At 61.9% G+C, this 22,458-nt stretch carries 23 protein-coding genes; 12 read left to right on the forward strand and 11 right to left on the reverse strand.

Features of this window, described 5'->3' with window-relative positions:
* Positions 1 to 138 precede the first annotated feature (138 nt).
* Together OE747_RS12655 and OE747_RS12660 are read right to left on the reverse strand one after the other, a co-directional pair.
* On the reverse strand, positions 139 to 306 hold the full coding sequence (locus OE747_RS12655) for a hypothetical protein (protein ID WP_263828957.1): 168 nt from the start codon (positions 304 to 306) through the stop codon (positions 139 to 141).
* 55 nt (positions 307 to 361) lie between these two features.
* A complete protein-coding gene (locus OE747_RS12660; protein WP_263828958.1) occupies positions 362 to 835 on the reverse strand; it encodes a YbaK/EbsC family protein in 474 nt (157 codons plus the stop codon).
* Between the two features lie 82 nt (positions 836 to 917).
* On the opposite strand from OE747_RS12660, the gene OE747_RS12665 reads away from it, so the two are divergent.
* The 5 genes from OE747_RS12665 (at position 918) to OE747_RS12685 (ending at position 6,685) form a co-directional block, all read left to right on the forward strand.
* Positions 918 to 3,719, forward strand: a complete 2,802-nt coding sequence (locus OE747_RS12665; RefSeq protein WP_263829065.1) for a [protein-PII] uridylyltransferase family protein — start codon at positions 918 to 920, stop codon at positions 3,717 to 3,719.
* The gene (locus tag OE747_RS12670) at positions 3,703 to 3,978 is read left to right on the forward strand and encodes a hypothetical protein (RefSeq protein ID WP_263828959.1); all 276 of its coding nucleotides are present in this window, start codon (positions 3,703 to 3,705) and stop codon (positions 3,976 to 3,978) included. Before OE747_RS12665 ends, OE747_RS12670 begins: the two co-directional genes overlap by 17 nt.
* Positions 3,979 to 4,106: 128 nt before the next feature.
* Positions 4,107 to 4,883, forward strand: coding sequence for a DUF6778 family protein (locus OE747_RS12675; RefSeq protein ID WP_263828960.1), 777 nt, complete (start codon positions 4,107 to 4,109; stop codon positions 4,881 to 4,883).
* Between the two features lie 39 nt (positions 4,884 to 4,922).
* Positions 4,923 to 6,134: an RSP_2647 family RNA methyltransferase gene (locus OE747_RS12680; RefSeq protein ID WP_263828961.1), complete on the forward strand. Its 1,212-nt coding sequence runs from the start codon at positions 4,923 to 4,925 to the stop codon at positions 6,132 to 6,134.
* The gene (locus OE747_RS12685) at positions 6,131 to 6,685 is read left to right on the forward strand and encodes an RSP_2648 family PIN domain-containing protein (RefSeq protein ID WP_263828962.1); all 555 of its coding nucleotides are present in this window, start codon (positions 6,131 to 6,133) and stop codon (positions 6,683 to 6,685) included. The genes OE747_RS12680 and OE747_RS12685 overlap by 4 nt, the downstream gene beginning before the upstream one ends.
* Here OE747_RS12685 and OE747_RS12690 read toward each other — a convergent pair.
* From OE747_RS12690 to OE747_RS12720, 7 genes are all read right to left on the reverse strand, one after another.
* Positions 6,677 to 7,660 (reverse strand): LLM class flavin-dependent oxidoreductase, encoded by a 984-nt coding sequence (locus OE747_RS12690; RefSeq protein WP_263828963.1) that lies wholly within the window; start codon positions 7,658 to 7,660, stop codon positions 6,677 to 6,679. The two genes, OE747_RS12685 and OE747_RS12690, sit on opposite strands and share 9 nt — an antisense overlap.
* An 18-nt stretch (positions 7,661 to 7,678) precedes the next feature.
* Positions 7,679 to 8,365, reverse strand: coding sequence for a M48 family metalloprotease (locus tag OE747_RS12695; protein WP_263828964.1), 687 nt, complete (start codon positions 8,363 to 8,365; stop codon positions 7,679 to 7,681).
* 72 nt (positions 8,366 to 8,437) lie between these two features.
* Positions 8,438 to 9,415, reverse strand: a complete 978-nt coding sequence (locus tag OE747_RS12700) for a Hint domain-containing protein (RefSeq protein ID WP_263828965.1) — start codon at positions 9,413 to 9,415, stop codon at positions 8,438 to 8,440.
* Between the two features lie 147 nt (positions 9,416 to 9,562).
* The gene (locus OE747_RS12705) at positions 9,563 to 10,747 is read right to left on the reverse strand and encodes a vWA domain-containing protein (protein ID WP_263828966.1); all 1,185 of its coding nucleotides are present in this window, start codon (positions 10,745 to 10,747) and stop codon (positions 9,563 to 9,565) included.
* Between the two features lie 4 nt (positions 10,748 to 10,751).
* Positions 10,752 to 10,919: an apolipoprotein acyltransferase gene (locus OE747_RS12710; RefSeq protein WP_263828967.1), complete on the reverse strand. Its 168-nt coding sequence runs from the start codon at positions 10,917 to 10,919 to the stop codon at positions 10,752 to 10,754.
* 6 nt (positions 10,920 to 10,925) lie between these two features.
* Positions 10,926 to 12,356, reverse strand: coding sequence for a DUF2927 domain-containing protein (locus OE747_RS12715; protein WP_263828968.1), 1,431 nt, complete (start codon positions 12,354 to 12,356; stop codon positions 10,926 to 10,928).
* A gap of 205 nt (positions 12,357 to 12,561) precedes the next feature.
* A complete protein-coding gene (locus OE747_RS12720; RefSeq protein ID WP_164127714.1) occupies positions 12,562 to 13,407 on the reverse strand; it encodes an AAA family ATPase in 846 nt (281 codons plus the stop codon).
* A gap of 377 nt (positions 13,408 to 13,784) precedes the next feature.
* On the opposite strand from OE747_RS12720, the gene dksA reads away from it, so the two are divergent.
* Both dksA and OE747_RS12730 read left to right on the forward strand, forming a co-directional pair.
* Entirely contained in the window at positions 13,785 to 14,207 is a 423-nt protein-coding gene (gene dksA / locus OE747_RS12725) for an RNA polymerase-binding protein DksA (RefSeq protein ID WP_164127758.1), read from the forward strand.
* A gap of 71 nt (positions 14,208 to 14,278) precedes the next feature.
* Positions 14,279 to 15,454 carry an FAD-dependent monooxygenase gene (locus OE747_RS12730; protein ID WP_263828969.1) on the forward strand — a complete coding sequence of 392 codons (1,176 nt, stop codon included), beginning with the start codon at positions 14,279 to 14,281 and terminating at the stop codon, positions 15,452 to 15,454.
* A 4-nt stretch (positions 15,455 to 15,458) separates the two neighbouring features.
* Here the strand turns inward: OE747_RS12730 and xth are convergent, their stop codons facing one another.
* A complete protein-coding gene (gene xth / locus OE747_RS12735) occupies positions 15,459 to 16,265 on the reverse strand; it encodes an exodeoxyribonuclease III (RefSeq protein ID WP_263828970.1) in 807 nt (268 codons plus the stop codon).
* Between the two features lie 343 nt (positions 16,266 to 16,608).
* On the opposite strand from xth, the gene OE747_RS12740 reads away from it, so the two are divergent.
* The 3 genes from OE747_RS12740 (at position 16,609) to OE747_RS12750 (ending at position 19,046) form a co-directional block, all read left to right on the forward strand.
* Complete coding sequence (locus OE747_RS12740; RefSeq protein ID WP_263828971.1) at positions 16,609 to 17,022, forward strand: DUF6749 family protein; 414 nt, start codon at positions 16,609 to 16,611, stop codon at positions 17,020 to 17,022.
* 63 nt (positions 17,023 to 17,085) lie between these two features.
* A complete protein-coding gene (locus OE747_RS12745; RefSeq protein ID WP_263828972.1) occupies positions 17,086 to 18,162 on the forward strand; it encodes a DUF6902 family protein in 1,077 nt (358 codons plus the stop codon).
* On the forward strand, positions 18,159 to 19,046 hold the full coding sequence (locus OE747_RS12750; protein ID WP_263828973.1) for a DMT family transporter: 888 nt from the start codon (positions 18,159 to 18,161) through the stop codon (positions 19,044 to 19,046). Before OE747_RS12745 ends, OE747_RS12750 begins: the two co-directional genes overlap by 4 nt.
* 7 nt (positions 19,047 to 19,053) lie before the next feature.
* On the opposite strand, the gene OE747_RS12755 is transcribed toward OE747_RS12750, so the two are convergent.
* Positions 19,054 to 19,377, reverse strand: coding sequence for a HesB/IscA family protein (locus OE747_RS12755; protein ID WP_263828974.1), 324 nt, complete (start codon positions 19,375 to 19,377; stop codon positions 19,054 to 19,056).
* Positions 19,378 to 19,453: 76 nt separating this feature from the next.
* Between OE747_RS12755 and OE747_RS12760 the strand changes: the two genes are divergently transcribed.
* Together OE747_RS12760 and argS are read left to right on the forward strand one after the other, a co-directional pair.
* Entirely contained in the window at positions 19,454 to 20,611 is a 1,158-nt protein-coding gene (locus OE747_RS12760) for a deoxyguanosinetriphosphate triphosphohydrolase (RefSeq protein ID WP_263828975.1), read from the forward strand.
* A gap of 72 nt (positions 20,612 to 20,683) precedes the next feature.
* Positions 20,684 to 22,435 (forward strand): arginine--tRNA ligase, encoded by a 1,752-nt coding sequence (gene argS, locus OE747_RS12765; RefSeq protein WP_263828976.1) that lies wholly within the window; start codon positions 20,684 to 20,686, stop codon positions 22,433 to 22,435.
* The last annotated feature ends 23 nt before the right edge of the window (positions 22,436 to 22,458 follow it).

The following is a 22,458-nucleotide window of genomic DNA, read 5'->3' on the forward strand; positions in this document are numbered from 1 at the left end:
CCGATTCTCCCCAAACGCCCGTTGAACCGAATTTGAATGACAAGCGAATTGCGTGTCGCCAGAAGATGTTGATCGCTTCAAGTCCCTGATTTTCAAAGCGCCTTCCAAGGCCTTCCGAGTTCTTCAAGGCTCTTGCGGTTATTGAAAGTTTGCCTGTCCCACATCATGCACGTAATATCGGTGGCGAGATTTGATGAATCCGTTGACCGAGGGCCAGAATGGCATCGTCCGCTTCTTCAGCAAGACCAGTGCCACCTGTGCAAGGCGGGCCAGGAGCGAGTGCCGGTTGGTGGCTGTTGCCCTCATGTCTCTTGGGCAGTCTTGCCTGGGCGATGATGCTGAACCGGTTGCTTGGCCTGGTTTAAGTCTTCGTTGTGAATCCGGCGCATTTAGCCTTTGCAAGTATCGCAAGCTTTTTCGGCTCGATTGCGAAAACATGGCGCGGTGTTCCGGCGGCTGCCCAGACAAGCGGAAACTCCATCAGGCTGGGATCCATGAAGGCGCGCGGACGGGAGAGGTGCCCAATGGGGGAAACGCCGCCAATCGCGAAGCCGGTGCGGGCGCGGACCCGGTCGGCCTCGGCTCGGTTCAGGGCTTCTCCGGCCAGCGCTGCCGCCAGTTCGGTGTCGACCTGACGGCTGCCCGCAGTCAGGAACAAAACGATCGCGCCGCTGGCGGCGCCTTCGAAAACGATCGACTTGACGATCTGATCCAACTGGCAACCGACAGCGGTCGCGGCGTCAAGGGCGGTGCGCGCATTTCCGGTCTCATGAATACGTGGAACTGTTCCGGCAGCTTGCAACGCTGCACGGACACGGGACAGGCTCTTGCTCATCCGCACAGACCTGCCCGAACCCGGTCGGGAGATCAAGCTTTGCCGCATTGACGCGGCGCGGTGGGGCTGCGCTATTGATGCCATGAACACCGGCCTTGCGATATCCCGACTTCCCCGTGCGTTTGACCTCGACCTTGCGAGGGAAGCGCGCAGTCTTTTTCCCGAATTCACTGGCGAGCTGTCGGACCTCGTGGCTGGCGCTGGCGGATCGAGCCCGTATCTGATGAGCCTGATGGCTCTTGAAACCGGCTGGCTTCCCGAGGCGCTGGCCGACCCGGACGTTTCGGTTGCGGCTGAACTGGCCACTGTTCGCGCCTTGCCTCCCGATCAGTTGAAGCCGGGGCTGCGGCGTGCGAAACGCAGACTGGCTTTGCTGACTGCGCTGGCCGACCTGTCGGGAGCCTGGCCGCTGGAACGGGTGACCGGGTTGCTCACCGATTTTGGTGCGCTGGCCGCCGATGTGGCTGCCAAGGCCGAGATTGCAGCGCTGATCCGACGGGGAAAGCTGCCCGGTCAATCCGAGCACGACATTGAAACCGCCGCCGGTCTGGTCATTCTGGCGATGGGCAAGATGGGTGCGCACGAGCTGAATTACAGTTCGGATATCGACCTGATCGTTCTGTTTGACGAAACCCGCTACGATCCGGATGATTTCTATGATGCGCGGCAGGGCATGGTGAGGGCCACGCGCAACTTCTGCGCTACGCTCAGTGACAAGACTGCCGATGGTTACGTGTTCCGCACCGATCTGCGGCTCAGGCCCGATCCGGCGGTGACCCCGGTCTGCATGGCGATGGAGGCGGCAGAGCGGTATTACGAAAGCTTGGGCCGGACCTGGGAGCGGGCTGCCTATATCAAGGCGCGCCCCTGTGCCGGCGACTTGGATGCGGGCGAGCGCTTTCTCAAGGCGCTGCGGCCTTTCGTCTGGCGGCGGCATCTGGATTTTGCCGCGATTCAGGATGCGCATGACATGCGCCTACGCATTCGCGAGAACAAGGGAACTGGCGGCCCGCTGACCATTCCCGGTCATGACATGAAGCTGGGACGGGGCGGCATTCGCGAGATCGAGTTCTTTACACAGACGCGCCAGCTTATTGCTGGCGGGCGCGATCCGGAACTGCGGCTGCGGGGCACGGTGCCTGGGCTTCAGGCGCTGGCCGCCAAGGAATGGGTGCCGCAGGATGTCGCGGACCGGCTTGCCGATCACTACAGGGCCCATCGCGATGTCGAACACCGTATCCAGATGGTGCATGACGCGCAAACCCACCGCTTGCCGCAAACCCCGGACGGGCTGGAGCGGGTCGCCTGCCTGATGGGTACCGATGTCGGGCAGATGACTGCGGACATCACCCGAAGGCTGAACGAGGTCCATGAACTGACCGAAGGGTTTTTCGCGCCGGGAAGCCGTGGCGGTCAAGCGCCACACCCTGCGGAAACGGTCGAGTTCGACGAGAACGTCCTGTCGCGCTGGCCCACATACCCCGCGCTGCGGTCGCAGCGGGGGCGGCGTATCTTCGAGCGCCTGAAACCGGAGCTGCTGGCACGGCTGGCCAAGACGGCAAAGCCCGACGAGGCATTGCTGGCGCTTGACGGTTTCCTGGCCGGCCTGCCTGCGGGCGTGCAGTTGTTCTCGCTCTTCGAAGCCAACCCGCAACTGATCGAGTTGCTGATCGACATTGTTGGCACCAGCAACATGCTGGCCAGTTACCTGTCCCGGAACTCCGGTGTTTTTGATGCGGTGATCGGTGGTTCCTTCTTTGATCGCTGGCCGGGGCTGGAGGCGTTGAAGGCAGAACTGTCCGAGAAGCTCGCAGCGGAACCCGACTATGAACTGCGTCTCGACATGGCGCGGCGCTGGACCAAGGAATGGCATTTCCGCATCGGTGTGCACCATCTGCGCGGATTGATCGGGGCGGACCGGGCCGGGGTGCAATATGCGGAACTGGCCGGGGCTGTGATTGCCGCCATACTGCCGGTGGTCGTCGATCAGTTCGCCGCCAAACATGGTATGCCACCCGGTCGGGGAGCCACCGTTCTGGGCATGGGATCGCTGGGGGCGGGACGCATCAATGCGCAATCGGATCTCGACTTGATCCTGATCTATGACCCCCTTGATGCCGAAACCTCGGACGGACCGCGCCCGCTGGCGACGCGACCCTATTATGCCCGGCTGACGCAGGCCCTGATCACAGCGCTGACGGCGCCGATGTCACAAGGCAAGCTCTATGAGGTGGACATGCGCCTCAGGCCGTCGGGGAATCAAGGGCCTGTTGCAACGAGCTGGGCAAGTTTCACCGCCTATCAGCAGACCGAGGCATGGGTCTGGGAGCATCTGGCCCTGACCCGCGCCCGCCCGGTGGCGGGATCACCTGAACTGGCCGCCGATATCGAGGCTTTCCGGCAAGAGCTGTTGTCACAAAGCGCGGACCGGGACCGGGTGTTGCGGGAGGTTGCCGAGATGCGCGCCAGACTGGCGGCTGCCAAGGTCCCGTCTGGCCTTTGGGATGCCAAGACCGGGCCGGGACGGATGCTGGACATCGAACTGGTGTCCCAGGCGGGTGCCTTGCTTGCGGGAAGCGCGGCGCGGGACGTGGCGTCGGGGCTCGACGCCACGGTCGCTGCCGGTTGGATGGAGGTCGCAGATGCGCAGTCTCTCAGACAGGCATACGATCTATTCTGGTCGGTACAGACAGCAACGCGGTTGCTCTCGGGTACGGTGATATCGCCTGAGACCATGGGCGAAGGCAGTGCGGCCTTCCTGTGTCGCAGCGCTGGATTTGAAACGCTCGATCAACTGGCCGCCGCGCTGGAGGAAAACTACACCTCGTCGGCGGGTCTGATCGACGCGGCGGTGGGAGAGTGGAAAGATGCCAAAGACGGGTGACCGGTTCGACCCAAAAGGATTGATTTTCGAATCCTATCGAATTGAGGGAATAACGCTTCAGGAGTGCCGCACCATCTTCCTGGACTGGGCGCTGAGCCTGCCCATCGGGCTGGATCAGCGCGAGGCGTTGAGCGACCTGAACGCCCGCTATGGCGCCGATGCGCCCGATCATCCAATGACCGCCGTCATCCGCGACGGGTTGAGCGCTGCGGCAACCCCCAAACGGCGCGGCGGCTGGCGTTCACGCGAGAGAAACTGATCGTGTCGATCCACGCAACAATCTTTGAAACGTACTGAATTTGTCGCAAAGTCGCCCCAATTCACCGTCAAATTCTCTTCAAACGGTAGCGGCTGCGGGAGTCGCAACCCGGTCAAGGAGAAGAAACGATGAAGACCTTGCGGATGTTCCTGGTTGCCGGATTGGGGCTGACTGTGACGGCCTGTACGGCCGTCGATGTTCCGACCCGTAACGCTCCTTTCGAAAATCTCCCGAATTCCATAGTCAGTGCACCGGCAGGTTATGACCCGATCCAGCCGCAGGTCGCGGCGAGACCGCAGGCGGCGATGGGGCAGGTTGTGATCCCGCACGGCGATGTGGTGGCACGCGCTGCAACCGATGACGTGGGCGGGCTGGCTGACGCGCCAGGGCAGTCGCCTGTGCGGGTCAACTCGGTCACGGTGGTTGTTCCCCGGGCTCTCAAGGTGTCAGAGCGCAACAGCTATCTGCCGCGTGGCGACATTGTCTGGCGCGAGGACCCGATCGGCGACCGTCACGCGCAGGTACAGAAGATCGTGCAGGATGCGATGGTGCGCGGCGTCGGCACCCTGAACGGCCCGGTCTCGGTCGATCTGGAAATCGTGGTGTCGCGCTTCCATGCCCTGACAGAGAAAGCCCGCTACACGACCGGTGGCATTCATGCGATCACCTTTGATCTGGTACTCAAGGATTCGGCGACAGGCGCGCAACTGACCCCGCCACGCACTATTCGTGCCGACCTCGAAGCGTTTGGCGGCCAGCAGGCGATCAACGCCGAGGCACGCGGTCAGACCCAAAAGGTGCGCATCACCGATCATCTGGCCTGGGTGATCCAGCAAGAACTGACCGATCCCGAGGGATATGAGAACGCATCGTTGGGCTTCTATCAGTTGCTGAACAAGATCTGACACTTCCCAGCCAAGGGGAATGAGATTAAGAGGGCGCTCATGACAGCGCCCTCTGACGTTTTTGACCGTCCCCGCATCCGCCTGAAGCCCAAGGCAAACGCCCGTGCCATCCGCCACGGCGCGCCCTGGGTGTTCGACAACGAGGTGGTCACCGACCGCCGCACCCGCAAGATCGCGCCGGGCACGGTTGCGGTACTCGAGGATGACAACCGCGCGCCTTTGGGGCTGGTTGCGGTCAATCCCGGCTCGCGCATTCTGGCCCGGATGCTGGACCGCGATCCGCAGGCGGAGTTGAACGCCGCCTGGTTCGAGGCGCGGTTGACCCGGGCGCTGGCGCTGCGCGAACGCCTGTTTGACGCGCCCTTCTACCGGCTCGTCCATGCCGAGGCCGATGGCTTTCCGGGGGTGATCATCGACCGGTTCGGCGAGGCTTGCGTGATCCAGCCCAACGCGGCCTGGGCCGAGGCGCATCTGGAGCTGCTGAGCGCGGCACTGCTCAAGGTGACCGGTGTCAGCACGGTTCTGAAGAACGCCTCGGGGCGCACGCGCGCGCTCGAAGGGCTTGATGATCAGAACGCGGTGCTGGCTGGGGCCGCCCCGACGGCACCGGTGCCGGTGCCGATGAATGGGGCGACCTATATGGCCGATCTGACCGGCGGCCAGAAAACCGGCCTTTTCTACGACCAGCGCCCGAACCATACCTTTGCCGCGCGGCTGGCGGGGCAGGGTGCGCGGGTGCTCGACGTGTTTTCCCATGTGGGCGGTTTCGCGCTTGCGATGCTGGCCGGCGGCGCAGGCAGCGCGCTGGCGGTCGATGGCTCGGCCCCGGCGCTGGCCTTGGCCGAACAGGGGGCGCTGGCCTCGGGGCTCGCCGGACGGTTCGACACCCGGCAGGGCGATGCCTTTGACGTGCTGACCGCGCTAGCCGAGGAGGGCGAGACATTCGACGTGGTGATCTGCGATCCGCCCGCCTTCGCGCCCTCGAAACAGGCGCTGGACGCGGGGTTGCGCGCTTACGAACGGGTGGCGCGGCTGGCGGCGGCGCTGGTGCGACCGGACGGCTATCTGGGTCTCTGCTCTTGCTCCCATGCCGCCGATCTGTCGCGGTTCCGCGAGGCCAGCGTGCGCGGCATTGGCCGCGCCGGGCGCAGCGCGCAGCTGATCCATACCGGCTTTGCCGGGCCGGACCATCCGCAATTGCCGCAACTGGCCGAGAGCGGCTATCTCAAGGCGGTGTTCTTTCGGCTGTGAAAGCGGTGCTCGACACTTGCGTGATCTATCCCACGGTCATGCGCGAGATGCTGCTGGGCGCGGCGCGGCTGGGGCATTTCACCCCGCTCTGGTCGGCCCGCATTTTGGAGGAATGGGCGCGTGCGGCGGTCAAGCTGGGACCGGCGGGCGAGGCGCAGGCGCGCGCCGAGATCGCCCTGACCCGCGCGGCCTGGCCCAGGGCCGAGGTGCCGCCCGCGCCGGGTGTCGAGGCGCGGCTGTGGCTGCCCGATCCAGCGGATATCCATGTGCTGGCCACCGCCGTTGCGGGGTCGGCGGATGTGATCGTGACTCTCAACCGCGCCGATTTCCCGCGCAACATCCTGGCCGAGGAAGGGCTGGAGCGGATCGACCCGGATGCGTTTCTTTTGCAATTTTTTGGCGACGACTCGGAAAATATGGCTCTCATGGCCGAAAAAGTGCTGGATGAGGCCAACCGTCTGTCGGACGAGGCATGGACGATCCGCAGTCTGATGAAAAAGGCGCGGCTGCCCCGGCTGGGCAAGGCGCTGGAACACCGCCGCTCAGAGTGAGCGCAGGATCCCGGCCGCGATCTCGAACGAACGTTTGCGCGCGGTGTGATCGTGGATTTGCCCGGTCAGGATCACTTCGTCGGGCAGATATCTGTTGATGATCTCGGACAATTTGGACCTGACCGTATCCGGGCTGCCCACAGCCGAGACATGCAGGGCCGCATTCACGTTCTCCAGAGTCACAGGATCCAGATGGGCGGTGATATCGTCAACCGGGGCTGGCAGCTTGCCCGGCATCCCTCGTCTGAGACGGGCAAAGGCCTGTTGCATGGTGGTGCGCAGGCGCACCCCTCCGGAATCGGTGTCGGCGGCAAAGACGTTGATCGCCATCATGACATGGGGTTGGGACAGAAACACCGAAGGTTTGAAGCTGCGGCGATAGACATCAAAGGCGTCGGCAAGCGCCGAAGGCGCGAAATGCGAGGCGAACGCGTAAGGAAGGCCTAGATGTGCCGCCAGTTGCGCGCCATAGAGGCTGGATCCAAGGATCCAGACCGGAACATTGGTGTTCTGGCCGGGAACGGCGCGCACCCGCGCCTCTGGATCCTCGGGCCCGAGAAAGCCGATCAGGTCGATTACCTCCTGCGGGAAACTGTCCTGTTGCGACAACCCCCGGCGCAGGGCGCGCGCGGTGGCCATGTCGGTGCCGGGCGCCCGCCCCAGCCCCAGATCGATGCGGTCGCCATAGAGCGACGCCAGCGTGCCAAAGGCCTCTGCCACCATGTAAGGCGAATGGTTGGGCAGCATGATACCGCCCGCACCGATCCGCATTGTCTTGGTCCGGCTGGCGATATGGCCGATCAGCACCGCGGTTGCGGCGCTGGCGATACCGGGCATGTTGTGATGTTCGGCCAGCCAGTAGCGGTGATAGCCCAGCGTCTCGGCATGAATGGCCAGATCGGTGCTGTTGGCCAGCGCCTGGGGAATGTCACTGCCCTCGGGTACCGGGGCAAGGTCGAGCAGAGAATAGAGCATGCGGATCTGTCCTGAGGATCAATGCGCCTGCCAGCGCGCTTCGAGCCGGTCGAGCGCGGCGATGCGCTCGGCGGTCTTTGGGTGGCTCAAAAGCCATGCGGGTACCACGCCGGCGCGCTGTGCAGTGAGCGCGTCAAGCTTGTGAAACAGTGCCTTTTGCGGCGCCACGCCGATACCCGCCTTGGTCAGCAGGGCGGCGGCATAGGCATCGGCCTCGTACTCATCCGCCCGGCTCAGCCGCGCGGCAAGCAGGGTGGTCAGCATATTTGCGATCCAGACCCCGAAAAAGGGGATGAACCGGCCCAGCAGCATGGCCAGCGCGGTGCGCATGGCGTTCTGGCCGGAAAAGTCGATCATCCGACGCCGCGAATGACCCAGCGCCACATGACCCAGCTCATGCGCAATGACCGAGGTCAGCTCTTCGCCGGAGACCTCGCCGCTTTGATATTTGCGATAGAAACCGCGGGTGATGAAGATGCGCCCGTCGGGTGCGGCCAAGCCGTTGACCGGGTCGATTTCATAGATATGCACCGGTACGCGGGCCACGCCCAGGGCCGCCGCCAGCCGGTCGGTCAGCCGTTTCAGCGCCGGGTCGGCCAGCTCGGTCGAGCGTGCATCCAGCTCGCGCCGGGTCCGCCAGGCCGAGAAATGGTACATGGCAAAGGCGTAGAGAACCGCCAGAAGGATCGGGGTGACGCGCAGCATGGCTTTGATATTGGGGCATTGATGACGCTTGGCAAGCGCTAGCGCTTGTCTGCCGCAGCTCGTGACTGGATTTCAGTGCACCAGCCCGTGCAATACCTGCGTCTCCAGCCGCGTCAGCGCCATGCGCGCGGTTTCTCCGGGCAGACCGCATCGGGTTTCGAGTTCGGGAAAGATCGAGAGCACCTCGTCCTGTGCGGCCTGTTCCAGTGCATTCAGCGCCTGGGGGCCGGGATAGAAGCTCTCGCTTGGGGCGCCGTTGGCGAACACGACCTCGTGCCGGTCAAAGAGCAGATGGACATAGGTGACCGGCCCAGACGGGGCCCGATGGACGCCATCGAGGCACAACAGGTGCTTGGCGGGGACCAGCACTTCGGGATCGCCGAAATACAGCTCGGCCCGTGCCGAAGAGACCAGCATCCGGTGATTGGGAGACACCCGCAATTCGCTGTGATTTGACAACGCCCCCGGTGCAAAAACGATGGGCGCGTTGCGGGAGGTTGCCCAGATGTGCCGCCGTCCGATCCAGCGCAGGGGCTGAAGGCCATGGTCCTGAGTTCGTATCAGGTCGCCCTCGCACAGCGTTTCGATGGGACGTTCTCCGGCTTTGGTGCGGATCAGCGTACCGGCGACAAAGCAGACCACCAGATCGTCATAGGCAACGGCGCCATCGGTGTTGAATGTGCGGAACGTATAGGTCACGCCCGGTTGCAGCGGGAAATCCGACGCCATCAGCGGACCATAGTCGCTGGTGCTGTTGGTGGCGATGAAATAGACCGTCCCGCTGGAACCGTCAGAGCCGGTGATCGTGTACTTGTAACGCAGATCGACGGTATCGCCCACGTCGATTCCGGCAACGGTCGATTCCGTCACATTCTGGTCGGGAACATCGGCGCCGCCGGTATGGGTGAAATCGCCAAATTCGCTATCGCGGAACCCATCGGAATCGTCGATCTTGATAAAGCCTGCGACGCCGATGGTGAACGAACCGCTATGCGGATAGGTGCTGTCACCGCTGGCGAAATTGTAGATCAGCACATGTTCTTGGGCCATCCCGCAGCATACCTTATTGCGAATAACTGATACCGGCGGTCACGAGACCGCAGACGCAGACCTGCTGCCTGACGGGAGTGTTCTAGTTGTGAATAAAGGCGAATCTTTGCGCGGAAGGTGTCATCCGGTGGGTGATGCCGCGCGTGGTCAGCGGGTCAGCACCCGCATGCCCTGTTCCAACCCCGACAGGGTCATGGGCACCATCCGGTCGTCAAAGATCTCGCGGATCATGCCGATTGAGTGGGTATATTCCCAGTATTTCTCGGGCACCGGGTTGATCCAGAGATTGCTGGCCCATTGCTCGCGTGCGCGGGTCAGCCAGACCTGGCCTGCCTCCTGGTTCCAATGCTCGTTGGCGCCGCCGGGATAGGCGATTTCGTAAGGGCTCATCGAGGCATCGCCCACGAAGATGCATTTGTAATCGGGCCCATAGGTGCGCAGCACCTCGTGGGTAGGAATCTGCGCATCCCAGCGGCGGCGGTTGTCGCGCCAGACGCCTTCGTACAGGCAATTGTGGAAATAGTAGTATTCCAGATGCTTGAACTCGGCGCGGGCGGCCGAAAACAGCTCTTCGACCACTTTCACATGCGGGTCCATCGAGCCGCCGACATCGAGAAATAGCACCACCTTGACCGCATTGTGCCGCTCGGGGCGTTCCTTGACGTCCAGATAGCCATGTTCGGCGGTGGCGCGGATGGTGCCATCCAGGTCCAGCTCCATCGCGGCGCCCTCGCGCGCCCAGCGGCGCAGCCGTTTCAGTGCCACCTTGATGTTGCGCGTGCCCAGTTCGACCGTGTCGTCGAGGTTCTTGAACTCGCGCTTGTCCCAGACCTTGACCGCGCGCTGGTGGCGGCTTTCCTTCTGGCCGATGCGCACCCCTTCGGGGTTGTAGCCATAGGCACCAAAGGGCGAGGTGCCGGCGGTGCCGATCCACTTGTTGCCGCCTTGGTGGCGACCCTCTTGCTCCTTAAGCCGCTCGCGCAGCGTTTCCATCAGCTTGTCGAACCCGCCGAGCGCCTCGATCTCGGCCATTTCTTCGGGTGACAGATGCTTTTCGGCCATCTTCTCCAGCCAGTCGGCGGGGATGTCCACGGCCTCCATCACCTGGTCAAAGGTGATCTCTTCGAGCCCCTTGAAACTGGCGGCAAAGGCGCGGTCGAACTTGTCGATATTGCGCTCGTCCTTCACCATCGAAACGCGGGCCAGATAATAGAAGGCCTCGACATCGTAAGTGGCCAGCCCTTTCTTCATACCTTCGAGAAAGGTCAGATATTCGCGCAACGACACCGGCACTCCGGCTTTGCGCAAATTCTCGAAAAAGGGCAGGAACATCAGTTTAGACCATCAGACGGTGGATCACCAATGTTGCTACCATCCCGAGGAGCGCGAAGGCAATTGCATAGCCCGCCGCATATTGCGCGATATCGGCTTTCGTGCCGTTACGTCGCTTGGCGGTAAGCCCGCCAAGAAGGGCGCCCACCAGCGCCGCCGCGATGACAATCATGCGTAGTTACCCGCCCAGTCTGTTGCGGGGGTTCAGCGCCGCGATCTCCTGCATCTTGGCCCGAACCGCCCAGTCCGAGCCGAACCCGTACCGCGCCCAGCCGATGCTGTCCAGCCGAACGGAGCGTGCTTTTTCGGCGTCGCCCAGGATCTCGAGCGCTTCCGCCTCCAGCATCATCAAGGTTGCCAGAAGGGCCGCGTTTTCCGAACGCTGTGCCACCGGCAGCATCGGCCGGATCTGTGCGAGCGCGCTGGCCGCATCCCCCAGTGTAATGGCATGTGCCGCGGTCTGGGTCGTCACATAGGCGCGGTGTAGTTCCGTTCCCGGGGTCGATTGCAGGTACTGCATGGCAGTCAGGAAATGCCGCTGGGCCAATTCCGGATCCCCGGATTGCAACATCCGGCCCATCATGTAGTGACCAAAGGCGCGGCGATGGTCGGTCCAGCCCCAGGACTGGGCCAGGCGCGCGCTGCGATTGGCGGATTCCAGGCGGGTCTGATAAGCGGTGCCGGGGCCAAGCGCGGTTTGGACCGCTTCGATCCACTCTCGCGGGGTGGCAATCACCGGTTGCGGCGCATAGGTGACACCACGCGGATTGAGACGGCCCAGGATATCGGGCAGGGCCGCAGTCACCTCGGCGCGGGTCATGCCGCTGCGCAGTTCCGGCGCATAGGTTGCCTTGAGCACCAGCATGTCGAACCCGGTCAGCACGGTATGGATGTTGTCATCGTTGAAGACCGAATCGGGCAGGCGATAGAGATCGTTCAGCGGGCCGATGGCCTGTGCCAGTTCCTCGTGCAGGCAGTCGCGCAACTCCTGCGGGCTGCTGTCATAGGGAACAAAGATGCCCAACCGTTCGCGGCTGCGCAGATTGCCCCAGTTGGTCTTGTCCTTGCGGCGGTCGCGACGGAATTCACTCAGGCTGGAGACGTTAGGCACTACGAAACAAGCGGCCTGCGGCAGCGCGCGGCCGATCTCCTCGCGGCTGACGGCCTCGATGGTGATATTGGCTGCACCTGCGGTGATCTGGCGGATGTCGATGCCCGCCTCGTTGCGCAGACGACCCAGCAGGCGGGTCAGGTCGGGTTGCAGGCTGGGTGAGGGCGAGCCGGTCACCCGGACCGTGATCGGGGTTTCAAAGCGGGTGAACACCGGCAACTCGCGCCCGCTCTCCAATTGGAAATGCAGCGACAGAAAGTCGGCTGCGATATTGCCATTGGAGCGCAGTGCAGGCTGCGGCTGCGGAAGGCCGAAGCTCTTCATCGGCTGCACCGAGAATTCCGTGGTCTGGGCGCGTGTCGGCGTATCTTGGAGCGGGACCGTCGCACAGGCTGTAAGACCAAGAACCGAGACCACTGAAAGCACACGAGTCAAACGCAGTCCGGTGCGGCTGCGGGGCTTGGACTTTGTCGGGGTAACGGTGGTGAAGATCTGCATATGTGTCACTGCTCAATGATACCAAGAACCTGTTGTCGCCTCGGCTCCGTGGGTGGACGGACCCGTTTTGCACGTTCATGGTCGCATCGGCAGCAGGGTCAAAGCAAGCGTGACAAGCGGATTTAAGGGCTTGTTTACCAGTATTTTCGAAACAAAACGGGCGGCTCCACCGGAACCGCCCACGTCTTGGAACCAATATGCCGGTTCAGCGCTTGTTTCGGGCCATGAAGGCGAGACGCTCGAACAGGTGGACATCCTGCTCGTTCTTGAGCAATGCGCCATGCAGTTTCGGCAGCGCGTTTGCGCCGTCGCGGCGCAGGTCTTCCGCGGTCAGATCCTCGGCCAGCAGCAGTTTCAGCCAATCGAGAACCTCGGATGTCGAGGGTTTTTTCTTCAGGCCCGAGGTCTCGCGAATCTCGTAGAACTGCGTCAGCGCGGTGCTCAGCAAGGCTTCCTTGATGCCGGGATGGTGGACCTCGACGATGCGCCGCATCGTGGTTTCATCGGGAAACCGGATGTAGTGAAAGAAGCAGCGGCGCAGGAAGGCGTCCGGCAGTTCCTTTTCGTTGTTCGATGTGATGATCACGATCGGCCGGTTCCGCGCCTTTATCGTTTCACCGGTTTCGTAGACGTGGAACTCCATCTTGTCGAGTTCCTGAAGCAGGTCGTTGGGAAACTCGATATCGGCCTTGTCGATCTCGTCGATCAGCAGAACCACCTTTTCATCCGCCTCGAAGGCCTGCCACAGCTTGCCCTTCTTGATATAGTTCGAAACGTCGTGCACCCGTTCTTCGCCCAGTTGGCTGTCACGCAGACGGCTGACGGCATCGTACTCATACAGGCCCTGCTGCGCGCGGGTTGTCGATTTGATGTTCCATTCGATCATCCGCAGACCAAGGGCGCCTGCGACCTGACGCGCCAGCTCGGTCTTGCCGGTGCCGGGCTCGCCCTTGACCAACAGGGGCCGTTCCAGTGTCACGGCGGCATTGACCGCTATGGTCAGATCCTCGGTCGCCACATATTCGGCGGTTCCCTGAAAACGTGCGGTCATGGCTAATCCCTTCGGCGGAGCGTATCGCTGGTGAGGTAAAGGGACACTGGCCGTTTGGCAAGGCACGCCGCTGCGTCGGAAACCGCGCATATGCTGTCTTCGGGGGCGGGATTGCGTTCCTGCGCCTGGGTTTCCGTAACGTAATAACGTGACGCTACGCTCTGCTTATTTAACGAATTGACAGAAAAACAAGGGTTTGAGCCTAAGATTTCAGCGCCTTGAAGATTTCCGCCCGTCGGCCCGATTTGGTCTCTTTTGCATGTCATTGTGTAGTGACATTCGCCGGGCTGTCAGTTAAAGGCAGCGGCAGAAGGGGGTGCCGAATGTCTGAACATACTACCGAAACGGACGTTGTTGGCCATACCGAGGGAGCAAAGATGAAGCCGGAATCCTTTCTGCCGGAAGACTATCGCCCGGCCGAAGACGAGCCATTCATGAATGACAGGCAGCTTGAGTATTTCCGCCGCAAGTTGCTGAATTGGAAAACCGAACTGATGGCGGGCAGCCGCGACACGATCGAAGGCTTGCAGGACAGTACACGCAACATTCCTGATGTGGCGGATCGCGCCAGTGAGGAAACGGATCGCGCCCTAGAGCTTCGGACGCGCGACCGCCAGCGCAAGCTGGTTGCAAAGATCGACGCCGCCCTGCGGCGGATCGACGAAGGCGAGTTCGGATATTGTCAGGTCACAGGAGACCCGATTTCCCTCAAGCGCCTTGATGCGCGCCCAATTGCCACCATGACGCTGGAGGCTCAGGAGCGTCACGAGCGTCGGGAAAAGGTGCATCGCGACGATTGATCCGCGATCCTGCGACAATCTGCGAAAACGCCGAGGCTTTTGCCTCGGCGTTTTTCCTTTAAGGGAGAGCCATGCAACTCAACGGTATCAAAATCGTCATCATCGGCGCCGGAATCGGCGGGTTGGCCGCGGCGTTGGCTTTGAAGGCGCGTGGTGCCGATGTGACCGTGCTGGAGCAGGCCGAAGCGATCACCGAAGTTGGCGCCGGCATTCAGGTCAGCCCGAATGGCGCGGCGGTCCTGACAGCGCTTGGTCTGCAAAAGGAATTCGAGGCGGTGTCGATCCGCTGTCGTGCTGTGGTACTGGGCGACTACAAGCGCCGCCGAGATGTTCTGCGCCTTGATCTGATGCGCCATGCAAGCGACCTTCGCTTTGCCTTTGTGCATCGGGCCGACATTGTCGACTTGCTGGCCGAAGCCGCGCGGCGGACAGGAGTCGGTATCCGCTTGTTGCAGAAAGTCGATTGTGTCGAGCCAGGCTCTCCTCCGGTCTTGCGCATGGCCAGCGGCGCCCGAATCTCGGCGGATCTGATTATCGGGGCCGACGGGCTTCATAGCCATGCGCGCAAGGCGTTGAACGGGTCGTCAAACCCGTTTTTCACGGGGCAAGTGGCTTGGCGGGCGACGGTACCGAATGATATCGGCCTTGCCGACGAGGCCCGCGTGTTCATGGCGCCTGGGCGGCACCTTGTGTGTTATCCCCTGAGAAACCGCAGTCTGGTCAATCTGGTGGCGGTGCAGGAACGCCGCGCCTGGGCGGCGGAAAGCTGGAGCCACTCGGACGACGCCAACAATCTGCGGACCGAGTTCAACGATTTCGCGGAACTGCCCAGATCGTTGTTAGACAGGGTTGCCGAGCCGGGCCTGTGGGGCCTGTTCCGTCACCCCGTGGCCAAGTGCTGGCACAAAGGTCGGGTGACCATTCTGGGTGACGCGGCGCATCCGACCCTGCCCTTCATGGCGCAGGGGGCGAACATGGCGCTGGAGGACGCCTGGGTTCTGGCCGAGGAGTTGTCACGGGCGCCTGGGATCGAAATCGCGCTGGAGGCCTATCAGAACCGGCGACGGCCTCGGGTCGAACGGGTGGTCGCGGCTGCCAATGGTAATGCCTGGAAATACCATCTGCGGTCAGGGCCGGTTCGCACGGCGGCGCATGTGGCGCTTCGCCTTGGTGGTATGGTCGCACCCGCACGGGTGGTCCGGCAGTTCGACTGGATCTATCGCCACGATGTGACCTGCGGCGATTGAGCGATCATAGGTCGAGCGTGATCCAGACCGGCACGTGGTCCGACGGCTTGTCGCCGCCGCGAACGGATTTGTCGATGCCGCAATCCGTCATCAGATCGGCAGCCTGCGGGCTGAGCAGCAGATGGTCGATCCGTATCCCGTCATTCCGGTTCCATGCACCGGCCTGATAGTCCCAGAAAGAATAGTGGCCCGGCCCCTGTTCCCGGGCGCGAAAGGCTTCGGTGTATCCAAGATTCAGTATCCGGCGAAACGCCGCCCGGCTTTCAGGCCGGAATAGCGCATCCTCGCGCCAGGCTTCGGGGCGCTTTGCGTCTTCGGACTGTGGGATGATATTGTAATCTCCGGCCATCAGGGCCGGTTCCTCTGCGACCAGCAATTCGGCGGCGCGGCGGCGCATCCGCTCCATCCAATCCAGCTTGTAGGCGTATTTGCCACCCGGAACCGGATTCCCATCTTCATCCAGTTCGACCGGGTTGCCGTTTGGCAGGTAGAGGCCGCAGATCCGCAGCGCCTTTTTCCCGACAACCGTGGCCTCGATCCAGCGCGCCTGTTCGTCCGTGTCGTCCCCCGGCAGGCCGCGGGTCACATCCTCGAGCGGGAGTTTCGAAAGGATCGCCACACCGTTGAAACTCTTCTGCCCGTGGGTTTCGACATTGTACCCCCGCTCTTCGAACAGCTCGCGCGGGAAGGCGTCGTCGACGCTCTTGATTTCCTGCAAGACGACAACATCGGGCTGAGCCAGGTCCAGCCAATCGGGCAGGGCGGCGATCCTTGCCTTGATCCCGTTGATGTTGAAGGTGGCGATCTTCATGGGTGGCGCTCCCTGTCCTGTTCACTCACGGTCTATCCCTGAATGGGACACAGGGGCAAGACACTGCCCCGCGCCTTGGCGGTATCACAGCCCGATTCCGGCAATTGATTCGCCAATGTGTTGAGGTGAATCGAGGCATTTTCATGAAATTCTTGCCTTGTGGATAAAAAAATTTCAACGTTTGCAATGCGATGCAAATTTATTGCTTGTCGTATTTCTGCCTTTATTTGTTAATGTGGATAACTTCTTATTTTACAATCTAGGATTGAAAAAAGGCTTTTCAGCGTGCTCGGGACTTGCAACCGTGAAGAGGTCAGACACACCAAAAAGGAGACCTAAGACCATGACTGCAATGTTCAAGATTGACTATTCCGCAGCTTTCGCAAGCGATCGTTTCAGCATGCTGGACGGTGATGTAACCGGCCTGTTCTCTTCCGGGTCCGCACCCAGAGCTCAGGCGAGCGGCCAAGTTGGCGAGGGGGTCGAGATGTTTTCGACCAGTTGTGGCCCGGTGCTGGGAGCAGACACGTTGGAGGGTGAGGGGACGCAGCTCTATTCGACCAGCTGCAACCCCGCCGGACGGTCAACGGTGATCGACGGCGAAGGCGTGCAAATGTTTTCGACCAGTTGCCAGATGAACGGGTCCAATTCGATGGCTGGAGAAGGAACCCAGATGTTCTCGACCAGCTGCCAGAAGTCGGATGCGGTCGCCGTCAAGCTGGGCGAAGGGACCCAAATGTTCTCGTCGGGCAGCTAAGACGCTCGGACCAATAGGCAGGCCGGCTTTCCACCGGGGGCCGCGAAACAGGAGAAAAATCTCATGTCGAACGTCATCCAGTTGAATGCCCGGCGTGCCCCGGCAGGGTCCCTTGCGGGGCCTGCCGCCCTCGTCGCCGGTTTTGCCGGTCACCGACGCTCCGGCGACGATGTTTTCTGGCTCAAGGAAAACGCGGAACTGCTGAATATCCTCGAATGCACAGGGCAGGTGCTGGACCCTGCCGCGCTTGCGCCGCATCTTGCCTTTTATCAAGAGATTGAAGAGCGGCTCGAGTTCTTCCCTCAGTATTACCGTTTCCTGCTCTCGCTCTGCCTGGATCTCGAAGATCTCGGCATCGGCGGATCCAAGGCAGAAGCAATGGCCGGCTGGGTTGCCGCGCAGGGTTTGCCCGAGGCCGAACTGTCGGATCTGCAACGGGCCGAGGCGCGGCGCCTTTTGGCCCGCCGCGGCGTTGTGTTGCGGTCCGAGGATGAGGCACTGACAGAGCGTTTGCATCAGTTCATTTCGCGGTCGGCGACATTCGCCTTGCCCAACAAGAAGGCGGCCTATGAGCTGACCCATATCGTCTTCTATCTGTCCGAATACGGGCGCAAGGATCCCGAATTGCCGCCACAAGCGCTGATCAGCTTGGAATATGCCGGTATTCTGGCCTATCTTGAGCAGAACGCGGATCTTTTGGCTGAAATTTGTGTCGCCATGCGTTACGCTGGCGCAACGCCTTCGTCGATTTGGGAAAACTGGGTTTTGGACACAGCAGGGACATTCACTGTTCTGGACGACCCAGGTCGGGCTGCGCAGGACGACTATCATGAATACCTTGTTTGTGGCTGGGCGGCGCGGGTCGCGGGCGCGCAGGCATTCGAGGAGCCGCTGCCTCCGGGCTCTGTTGCGTTCTACCGGGAAGCGGCCCTTGCTGGCCCTTTGCGGGCGATCTCGGAGTGCATTTTCCATATGGGGGCCGGTCGCAGCGACGATTGGGGGGTCATGGCGCCTCGGGTCAGGGCCGCGCTGGGACAAACCGGCCACGGTATCCTGACCGAGGCGGTTGCCAGCAGTACGCATTTCGACAGTTTCTTTGCGGGGTTTGCGCGGGCTGCGCGGATGCAGGTGGCGGTATGAGGGCGGCGCTGGCAGGCGGGCTGCTGGTCCTGGCCTATACCGCCGTTATCTCGTCGGCTGACGCCATCACAAAGTTCATCGCCCAAGGCTATGCCGCACCGCAATTGTTCGCCATTTCCGGGATGATCGTCGCAACGCTCAGCCTGATGGCGGCCGGCGGGCGGTCTGCTCGGGCGCTGCGTACCGCCTGCCCAAAGGCCATGGGATTGCGGGCGGCGGCGACGGTTCTGGCGTCGATCTGTTTCTTCTACGCCTTTCGGCTGCTGCCATTCGCGGATGTGTTTGTTTTCGTCGGGCTGATGCCGATCACGGCGGCGCTGATGTCGGGCCTGATGCTGGGCGAGCATCCGCGACCGGCCGCCTGGGCGGCGTTGATCGCGGGATTTGTTGGCCTCCTTTGCCTAATGCCTGGCGGTATCGGTGCGGCATCACCCGGCCATCTCTGGGCCCTGGGCGGTGTGCTGACCGGGACGTTTTCACTGGTCCTTTCCCGCTATATCGGCCGGTTCGAACAAAATGCGTTGGCGCAGGTGTTCTATCCCAACTTGGCGCTGGGGCTGAGCATGTGTCTGGCGTTGCCCTTTGTCTGGCAGCCGATGCCGCTGACCGATCTGGCCTGGGTTCTGGCTTATGCCGGGTTGCTCTTTGCGGCGCGTTGGCTGCTGGTCGTGGCGCTGCGCCTCTTGGCCGCTTATGTCGTGACGCCGTTGCTCAACCTGCAATTCATCTGGATGGTTGGTCTGGGCGCCTGGGCCTTTGGCGAATGGCCGCAACCCATGACGTGGCTCGGCGTGGCCATCGTGATAGGCTCTGGGCTGTTCCTGCTGTGGGATCAGGTTGCACCGCAGCGCACCCCGCTCTGGCGCATCCGGACCGATCCCTGAAGGTTGTTCAGATCGAGAACGACGTGCCGCAGCCGCAAGAAGATGTCGCGTTTGGGTTGTCGATGACAAATCGGGCGCCGATCAACTCTTCGGTGAAGTCGATTGTGGCATTCTCCAGAAACGGCAGAGACACCGCATCGACAACCACCCGCTCGCCCTGTCCTTCGAGAACCAGATCGTCCTCCTTGGGTTGATCCAGCGCAATCTCGTATTGAAAACCGGAACAGCCGCCGCCTTCGACGGCGACCCTCAGAACCTGACCCTGGTCCGAGGCGCCGATCTCGGCCAGCCGGGCAAAGGCGCGGTCGGTGACTTTGGGGGGCAAGAGCATGGCCGTCTCCACGGTTTCAATCTGCGGTATCGTGCAATATAGAAAGCCCGAGGACAGGCGACAAGGACTTGAAAGAGTGACAAGAGCGGGGTTCGCGTCGGATCCGGCCCGGACGCGGGGGCGTCTGGTGCCCGAGGAAGAAAGTGCGTTCCGGTCGTGTTTCCAGCGCGACCGGGACAGGATCATTCACGCCAGCGCGTTTCGGCGCCTGAAGCACAAGACACAGGTCTTTGTCGAACATGAGGGTGACAACTACCGCACCCGGCTGACCCATTCGATCGAGGTGGCGCAGGTTGCCCGCACCATCGCCGGCGCGTTGAACCTGAACGCGGAACTGACCGAGGCGGTGGCCCTGGCGCATGACCTCGGCCACACGCCCTTCGGTCATACGGGCGAGGACGCGTTGCATGCCCTGATGGCGCCTTACGGCGGCTTCGATCACAATGCTCAGGCGATCCGTATCGTCACCAGTCTGGAACGCCATTATGCCGCCTTTGACGGGCTGAACCTGACCTGGGAAACGCTCGAGGCGATCGCCAAGCATAACGGCCCGGTGCTGGGTGAATTGCCCTGGGCGCTGGCCGAATGCAATGCAGCCTTCGACCTGGAACTGCACACGCATGCCAGCGCCGAGGCGCAGGTTGCAGCACTGTCGGACGATATCGCTTACAACAATCATGACCTGCATGACGGATTGCGTGCCGGGCTGTTCTCCGACGCGCAGATCGCTGGCCTGCCGATCGTGGGAGAGTGTTACGCCGAGGTTGACCGGCTCTATCCTCGAACCGACGCGTTGCGACGCAGGCACGAAGCTTTGCGTCGGGTTTTTGGCGTGATGGTATCGGATGTGATCGAAACCTCGCGCGCCGCACTGGTCGCGTCGGGGGCGCAAACGGTCGAGGATGTCCGCGCCCTTGGCCACCCGGTGATCCGGTTTTCCGATAAGGTCTGGCGCGACCTCAAGGTGATCCGTGCGTTTCTTTTCACACGGATGTACCGGGCACCATCGGTGATGGTAAAACGGACACAAGTTGCAAAGGTGGTCGAGGACCTGTTTCCCATCTACCTAAATGATCCGCATCAGATGCCCGAACGCTGGCATCCCGAGATCGACGCCGCGCCCGATGAAACCGCGCTGGCCCGGATCGTCTCGGACTACATTGCCGGAATGACTGATAGGTTCGCCCTGTTGGATCATGCCCGCCTGACCGGTTCCGATCCGGCCCGGATTTGAGCGGAAACTCACGGTTCCATTGACCTTGCCGCTTTGCGTGGTAAACCGCCAACCAAGCAAAAGGACACAGAGATGAACCTCTTTACCGAGATCCGCGCCCTGGTCGTGACGGCGCTGGAACAGATGCAAGCTGAGGGCGCACTGCCCCAAGGGCTCGATTTCGCCAATGTCGCCGTCGAACCGCCGCGCGATGCGCTGCATGGCGACATGGCCACCAATGCTGCGATGGTTCTGGCCAAACCGGCTGGCCAGAAACCGCGCGGCATTGCCGAGGGCCTCGCTTCGAAACTGGCGGCCGATCCGCGCATTTCCAATGCCGAGGTGGCGGGCCCGGGTTTTCTCAACCTGACTCTCGCCCCCTCTGTCTGGCAGGGGGTGGTTGGTGTTGTGCTGCACCAGGGCACCGGTTTCGGCAAATCCGACATGGGCGCCGGCAAGACTGCCAATGTCGAATATGTCTCGGCCAACCCTACCGGCCCGCTGCACGTAGGTCATTGCCGGGGCGCGGTGTTCGGCGATGCCTTGGCCGGGTTGCTGGAATACGCGGGCTATGATGTGACCCGCGAATACTGGATCAATGACGGCGGCGCGCAGGTCGATGTGCTGGCCCGCTCGGCCTATGAACGTTACCGCGAGGCCAACGGTCTGGATTTCGAGGTCAAGGAAGGGCTCTATCCCGGCGATTATCTGGTGCCGGTCGGTGAGGCGCTGAAGGAAAAATTCGGCGACAGCCTGATCGACAAGCCGGAAAGCGAATGGCTCGACGCCATCCGCGAATTCACCATGACCGCGATGATGGAGCAGATCCGCGGCGATCTGGCGGCGCTGGGTGTCGAGATGGATGTCTGGTCTTCGGAACGGTCATATTATGAAAGCGGCAAGATCGAACGCACGCTGCAAGAGCTGACCGATATGGGGCTGATCTATCGCGGCACGCTGGAACCGCCAAAGGGCAAGGCCCCTCCCGAGGATTGGGAGCCGCGCGAGCAGATGCTGTTCAAGTCGACCGACTATGGCGATGACGTGGACCGCCCGGTGCAGAAATCCGATGGCGGCTGGACCTATTTTGCGCCTGATCTTGCCTATCACTATGACAAGGTGAAACGCGGGTTTGACGTGATCATCGACGTCTTTGGTGCCGACCATGGCGGCTATGTCAAACGGATGAAGGCGATTGTCGCGGCGCTCGACACCGAAAAGCGTGTGTCTTTCGACATCAAGCTGTGCCAGTTGGTCAAGCTGTTCAAGAACGGCGAACCGTTCAAGATGTCCAAGCGGGCAGGGACCTTTATCACCCTGCGCGACGTGATCGACCAGGTCGGCCCGGATGTGACCAGGTTTGTCATGTTGACCCGCCGCAACGACGCGCCGCTGGATTTCGATTTCGACAAGGTGCTGGAACAGAGCCGCGAAAACCCGGTGTTCTACGTGCAATACGCCCATGCCCGGGTCTCTTCGGTGCTGAGAAGGGCGGCCGAGGCTGGTATTGCCACCGATGATGCCACGCTGGCTGCGGCGGATCTCTCGTTGCTGGGCCACGAGGCTGAACTGGCCGTGATCCGCAAACTGGCCGAATGGCCGCGCCTGGTCGAGATTGCCGCGCGGACCAATGAACCACACCGGATTGCCTTCTATCTCTACGAGCTTGCGGGAGAGTTCCATTCGCTGTGGAACCGCGGCAACGAGGTGGTCGACCTCAGGTTCATCCAAGATGGCGATGTGGCCACAAGTCAGGCAAAAATCGCATTGGCCCGTTCGGTGGCGGTTGTGATTTCTGCCGGTCTTGCTATTCTCGGCGTCACTCCAGCGGAGGAGATGCGGTAATCTAAACAAAGCCGCCCGAACCG

This window comes from Ruegeria aquimaris (assembly GCF_025751555.1).
GTDB lineage: Bacteria > Pseudomonadota > Alphaproteobacteria > Rhodobacterales > Rhodobacteraceae > Ruegeria_B > Ruegeria_B aquimaris.

What these genes read in the sequence shown, in the direction of transcription:
- OE747_RS12745 (WP_263828972.1), top strand. Translation starts at nt 17,086, where the DNA reads ATGTCGAACGTCATCCAGTTGAATGCCCGGCGTGCCCCGGCAGGGTCC.
- OE747_RS12715 (WP_263828968.1), bottom strand. Translation starts at nt 12,356, where the DNA reads ATGCAGATCTTCACCACCGTTACCCCGACAAAGTCCAAGCCCCGCAGC.
- dksA (WP_164127758.1), top strand. Translation starts at nt 13,785, where the DNA reads ATGAAGCCGGAATCCTTTCTGCCGGAAGACTATCGCCCGGCCGAAGAC.
- OE747_RS12750 (WP_263828973.1), top strand. Translation starts at nt 18,159, where the DNA reads ATGAGGGCGGCGCTGGCAGGCGGGCTGCTGGTCCTGGCCTATACCGCC.
- OE747_RS12755 (WP_263828974.1), bottom strand. Translation starts at nt 19,377, where the DNA reads ATGCTCTTGCCCCCCAAAGTCACCGACCGCGCCTTTGCCCGGCTGGCC.
- OE747_RS12665 (WP_263829065.1), top strand. Translation starts at nt 918, where the DNA reads ATGAACACCGGCCTTGCGATATCCCGACTTCCCCGTGCGTTTGACCTC.
- OE747_RS12695 (WP_263828964.1), bottom strand. Translation starts at nt 8,365, where the DNA reads ATGCTGCGCGTCACCCCGATCCTTCTGGCGGTTCTCTACGCCTTTGCC.
- OE747_RS12675 (WP_263828960.1), top strand. Translation starts at nt 4,107, where the DNA reads ATGAAGACCTTGCGGATGTTCCTGGTTGCCGGATTGGGGCTGACTGTG.
- OE747_RS12680 (WP_263828961.1), top strand. Translation starts at nt 4,923, where the DNA reads ATGACAGCGCCCTCTGACGTTTTTGACCGTCCCCGCATCCGCCTGAAG.
- xth (WP_263828970.1), bottom strand. Translation starts at nt 16,265, where the DNA reads ATGAAGATCGCCACCTTCAACATCAACGGGATCAAGGCAAGGATCGCC.
- OE747_RS12730 (WP_263828969.1), top strand. Translation starts at nt 14,279, where the DNA reads ATGCAACTCAACGGTATCAAAATCGTCATCATCGGCGCCGGAATCGGC.
- OE747_RS12700 (WP_263828965.1), bottom strand. Translation starts at nt 9,415, where the DNA reads ATGGCCCAAGAACATGTGCTGATCTACAATTTCGCCAGCGGTGACAGC.
- OE747_RS12740 (WP_263828971.1), top strand. Translation starts at nt 16,609, where the DNA reads ATGACTGCAATGTTCAAGATTGACTATTCCGCAGCTTTCGCAAGCGAT.
- OE747_RS12710 (WP_263828967.1), bottom strand. Translation starts at nt 10,919, where the DNA reads ATGATTGTCATCGCGGCGGCGCTGGTGGGCGCCCTTCTTGGCGGGCTT.
- OE747_RS12660 (WP_263828958.1), bottom strand. Translation starts at nt 835, where the DNA reads ATGAGCAAGAGCCTGTCCCGTGTCCGTGCAGCGTTGCAAGCTGCCGGA.
- OE747_RS12705 (WP_263828966.1), bottom strand. Translation starts at nt 10,747, where the DNA reads ATGTTCCTGCCCTTTTTCGAGAATTTGCGCAAAGCCGGAGTGCCGGTG.
- OE747_RS12670 (WP_263828959.1), top strand. Translation starts at nt 3,703, where the DNA reads ATGCCAAAGACGGGTGACCGGTTCGACCCAAAAGGATTGATTTTCGAA.
- OE747_RS12690 (WP_263828963.1), bottom strand. Translation starts at nt 7,660, where the DNA reads ATGCTCTATTCTCTGCTCGACCTTGCCCCGGTACCCGAGGGCAGTGAC.
- OE747_RS12655 (WP_263828957.1), bottom strand. Translation starts at nt 306, where the DNA reads ATGAGGGCAACAGCCACCAACCGGCACTCGCTCCTGGCCCGCCTTGCA.
- argS (WP_263828976.1), top strand. Translation starts at nt 20,684, where the DNA reads ATGAACCTCTTTACCGAGATCCGCGCCCTGGTCGTGACGGCGCTGGAA.
- OE747_RS12720 (WP_164127714.1), bottom strand. Translation starts at nt 13,407, where the DNA reads ATGACCGCACGTTTTCAGGGAACCGCCGAATATGTGGCGACCGAGGAT.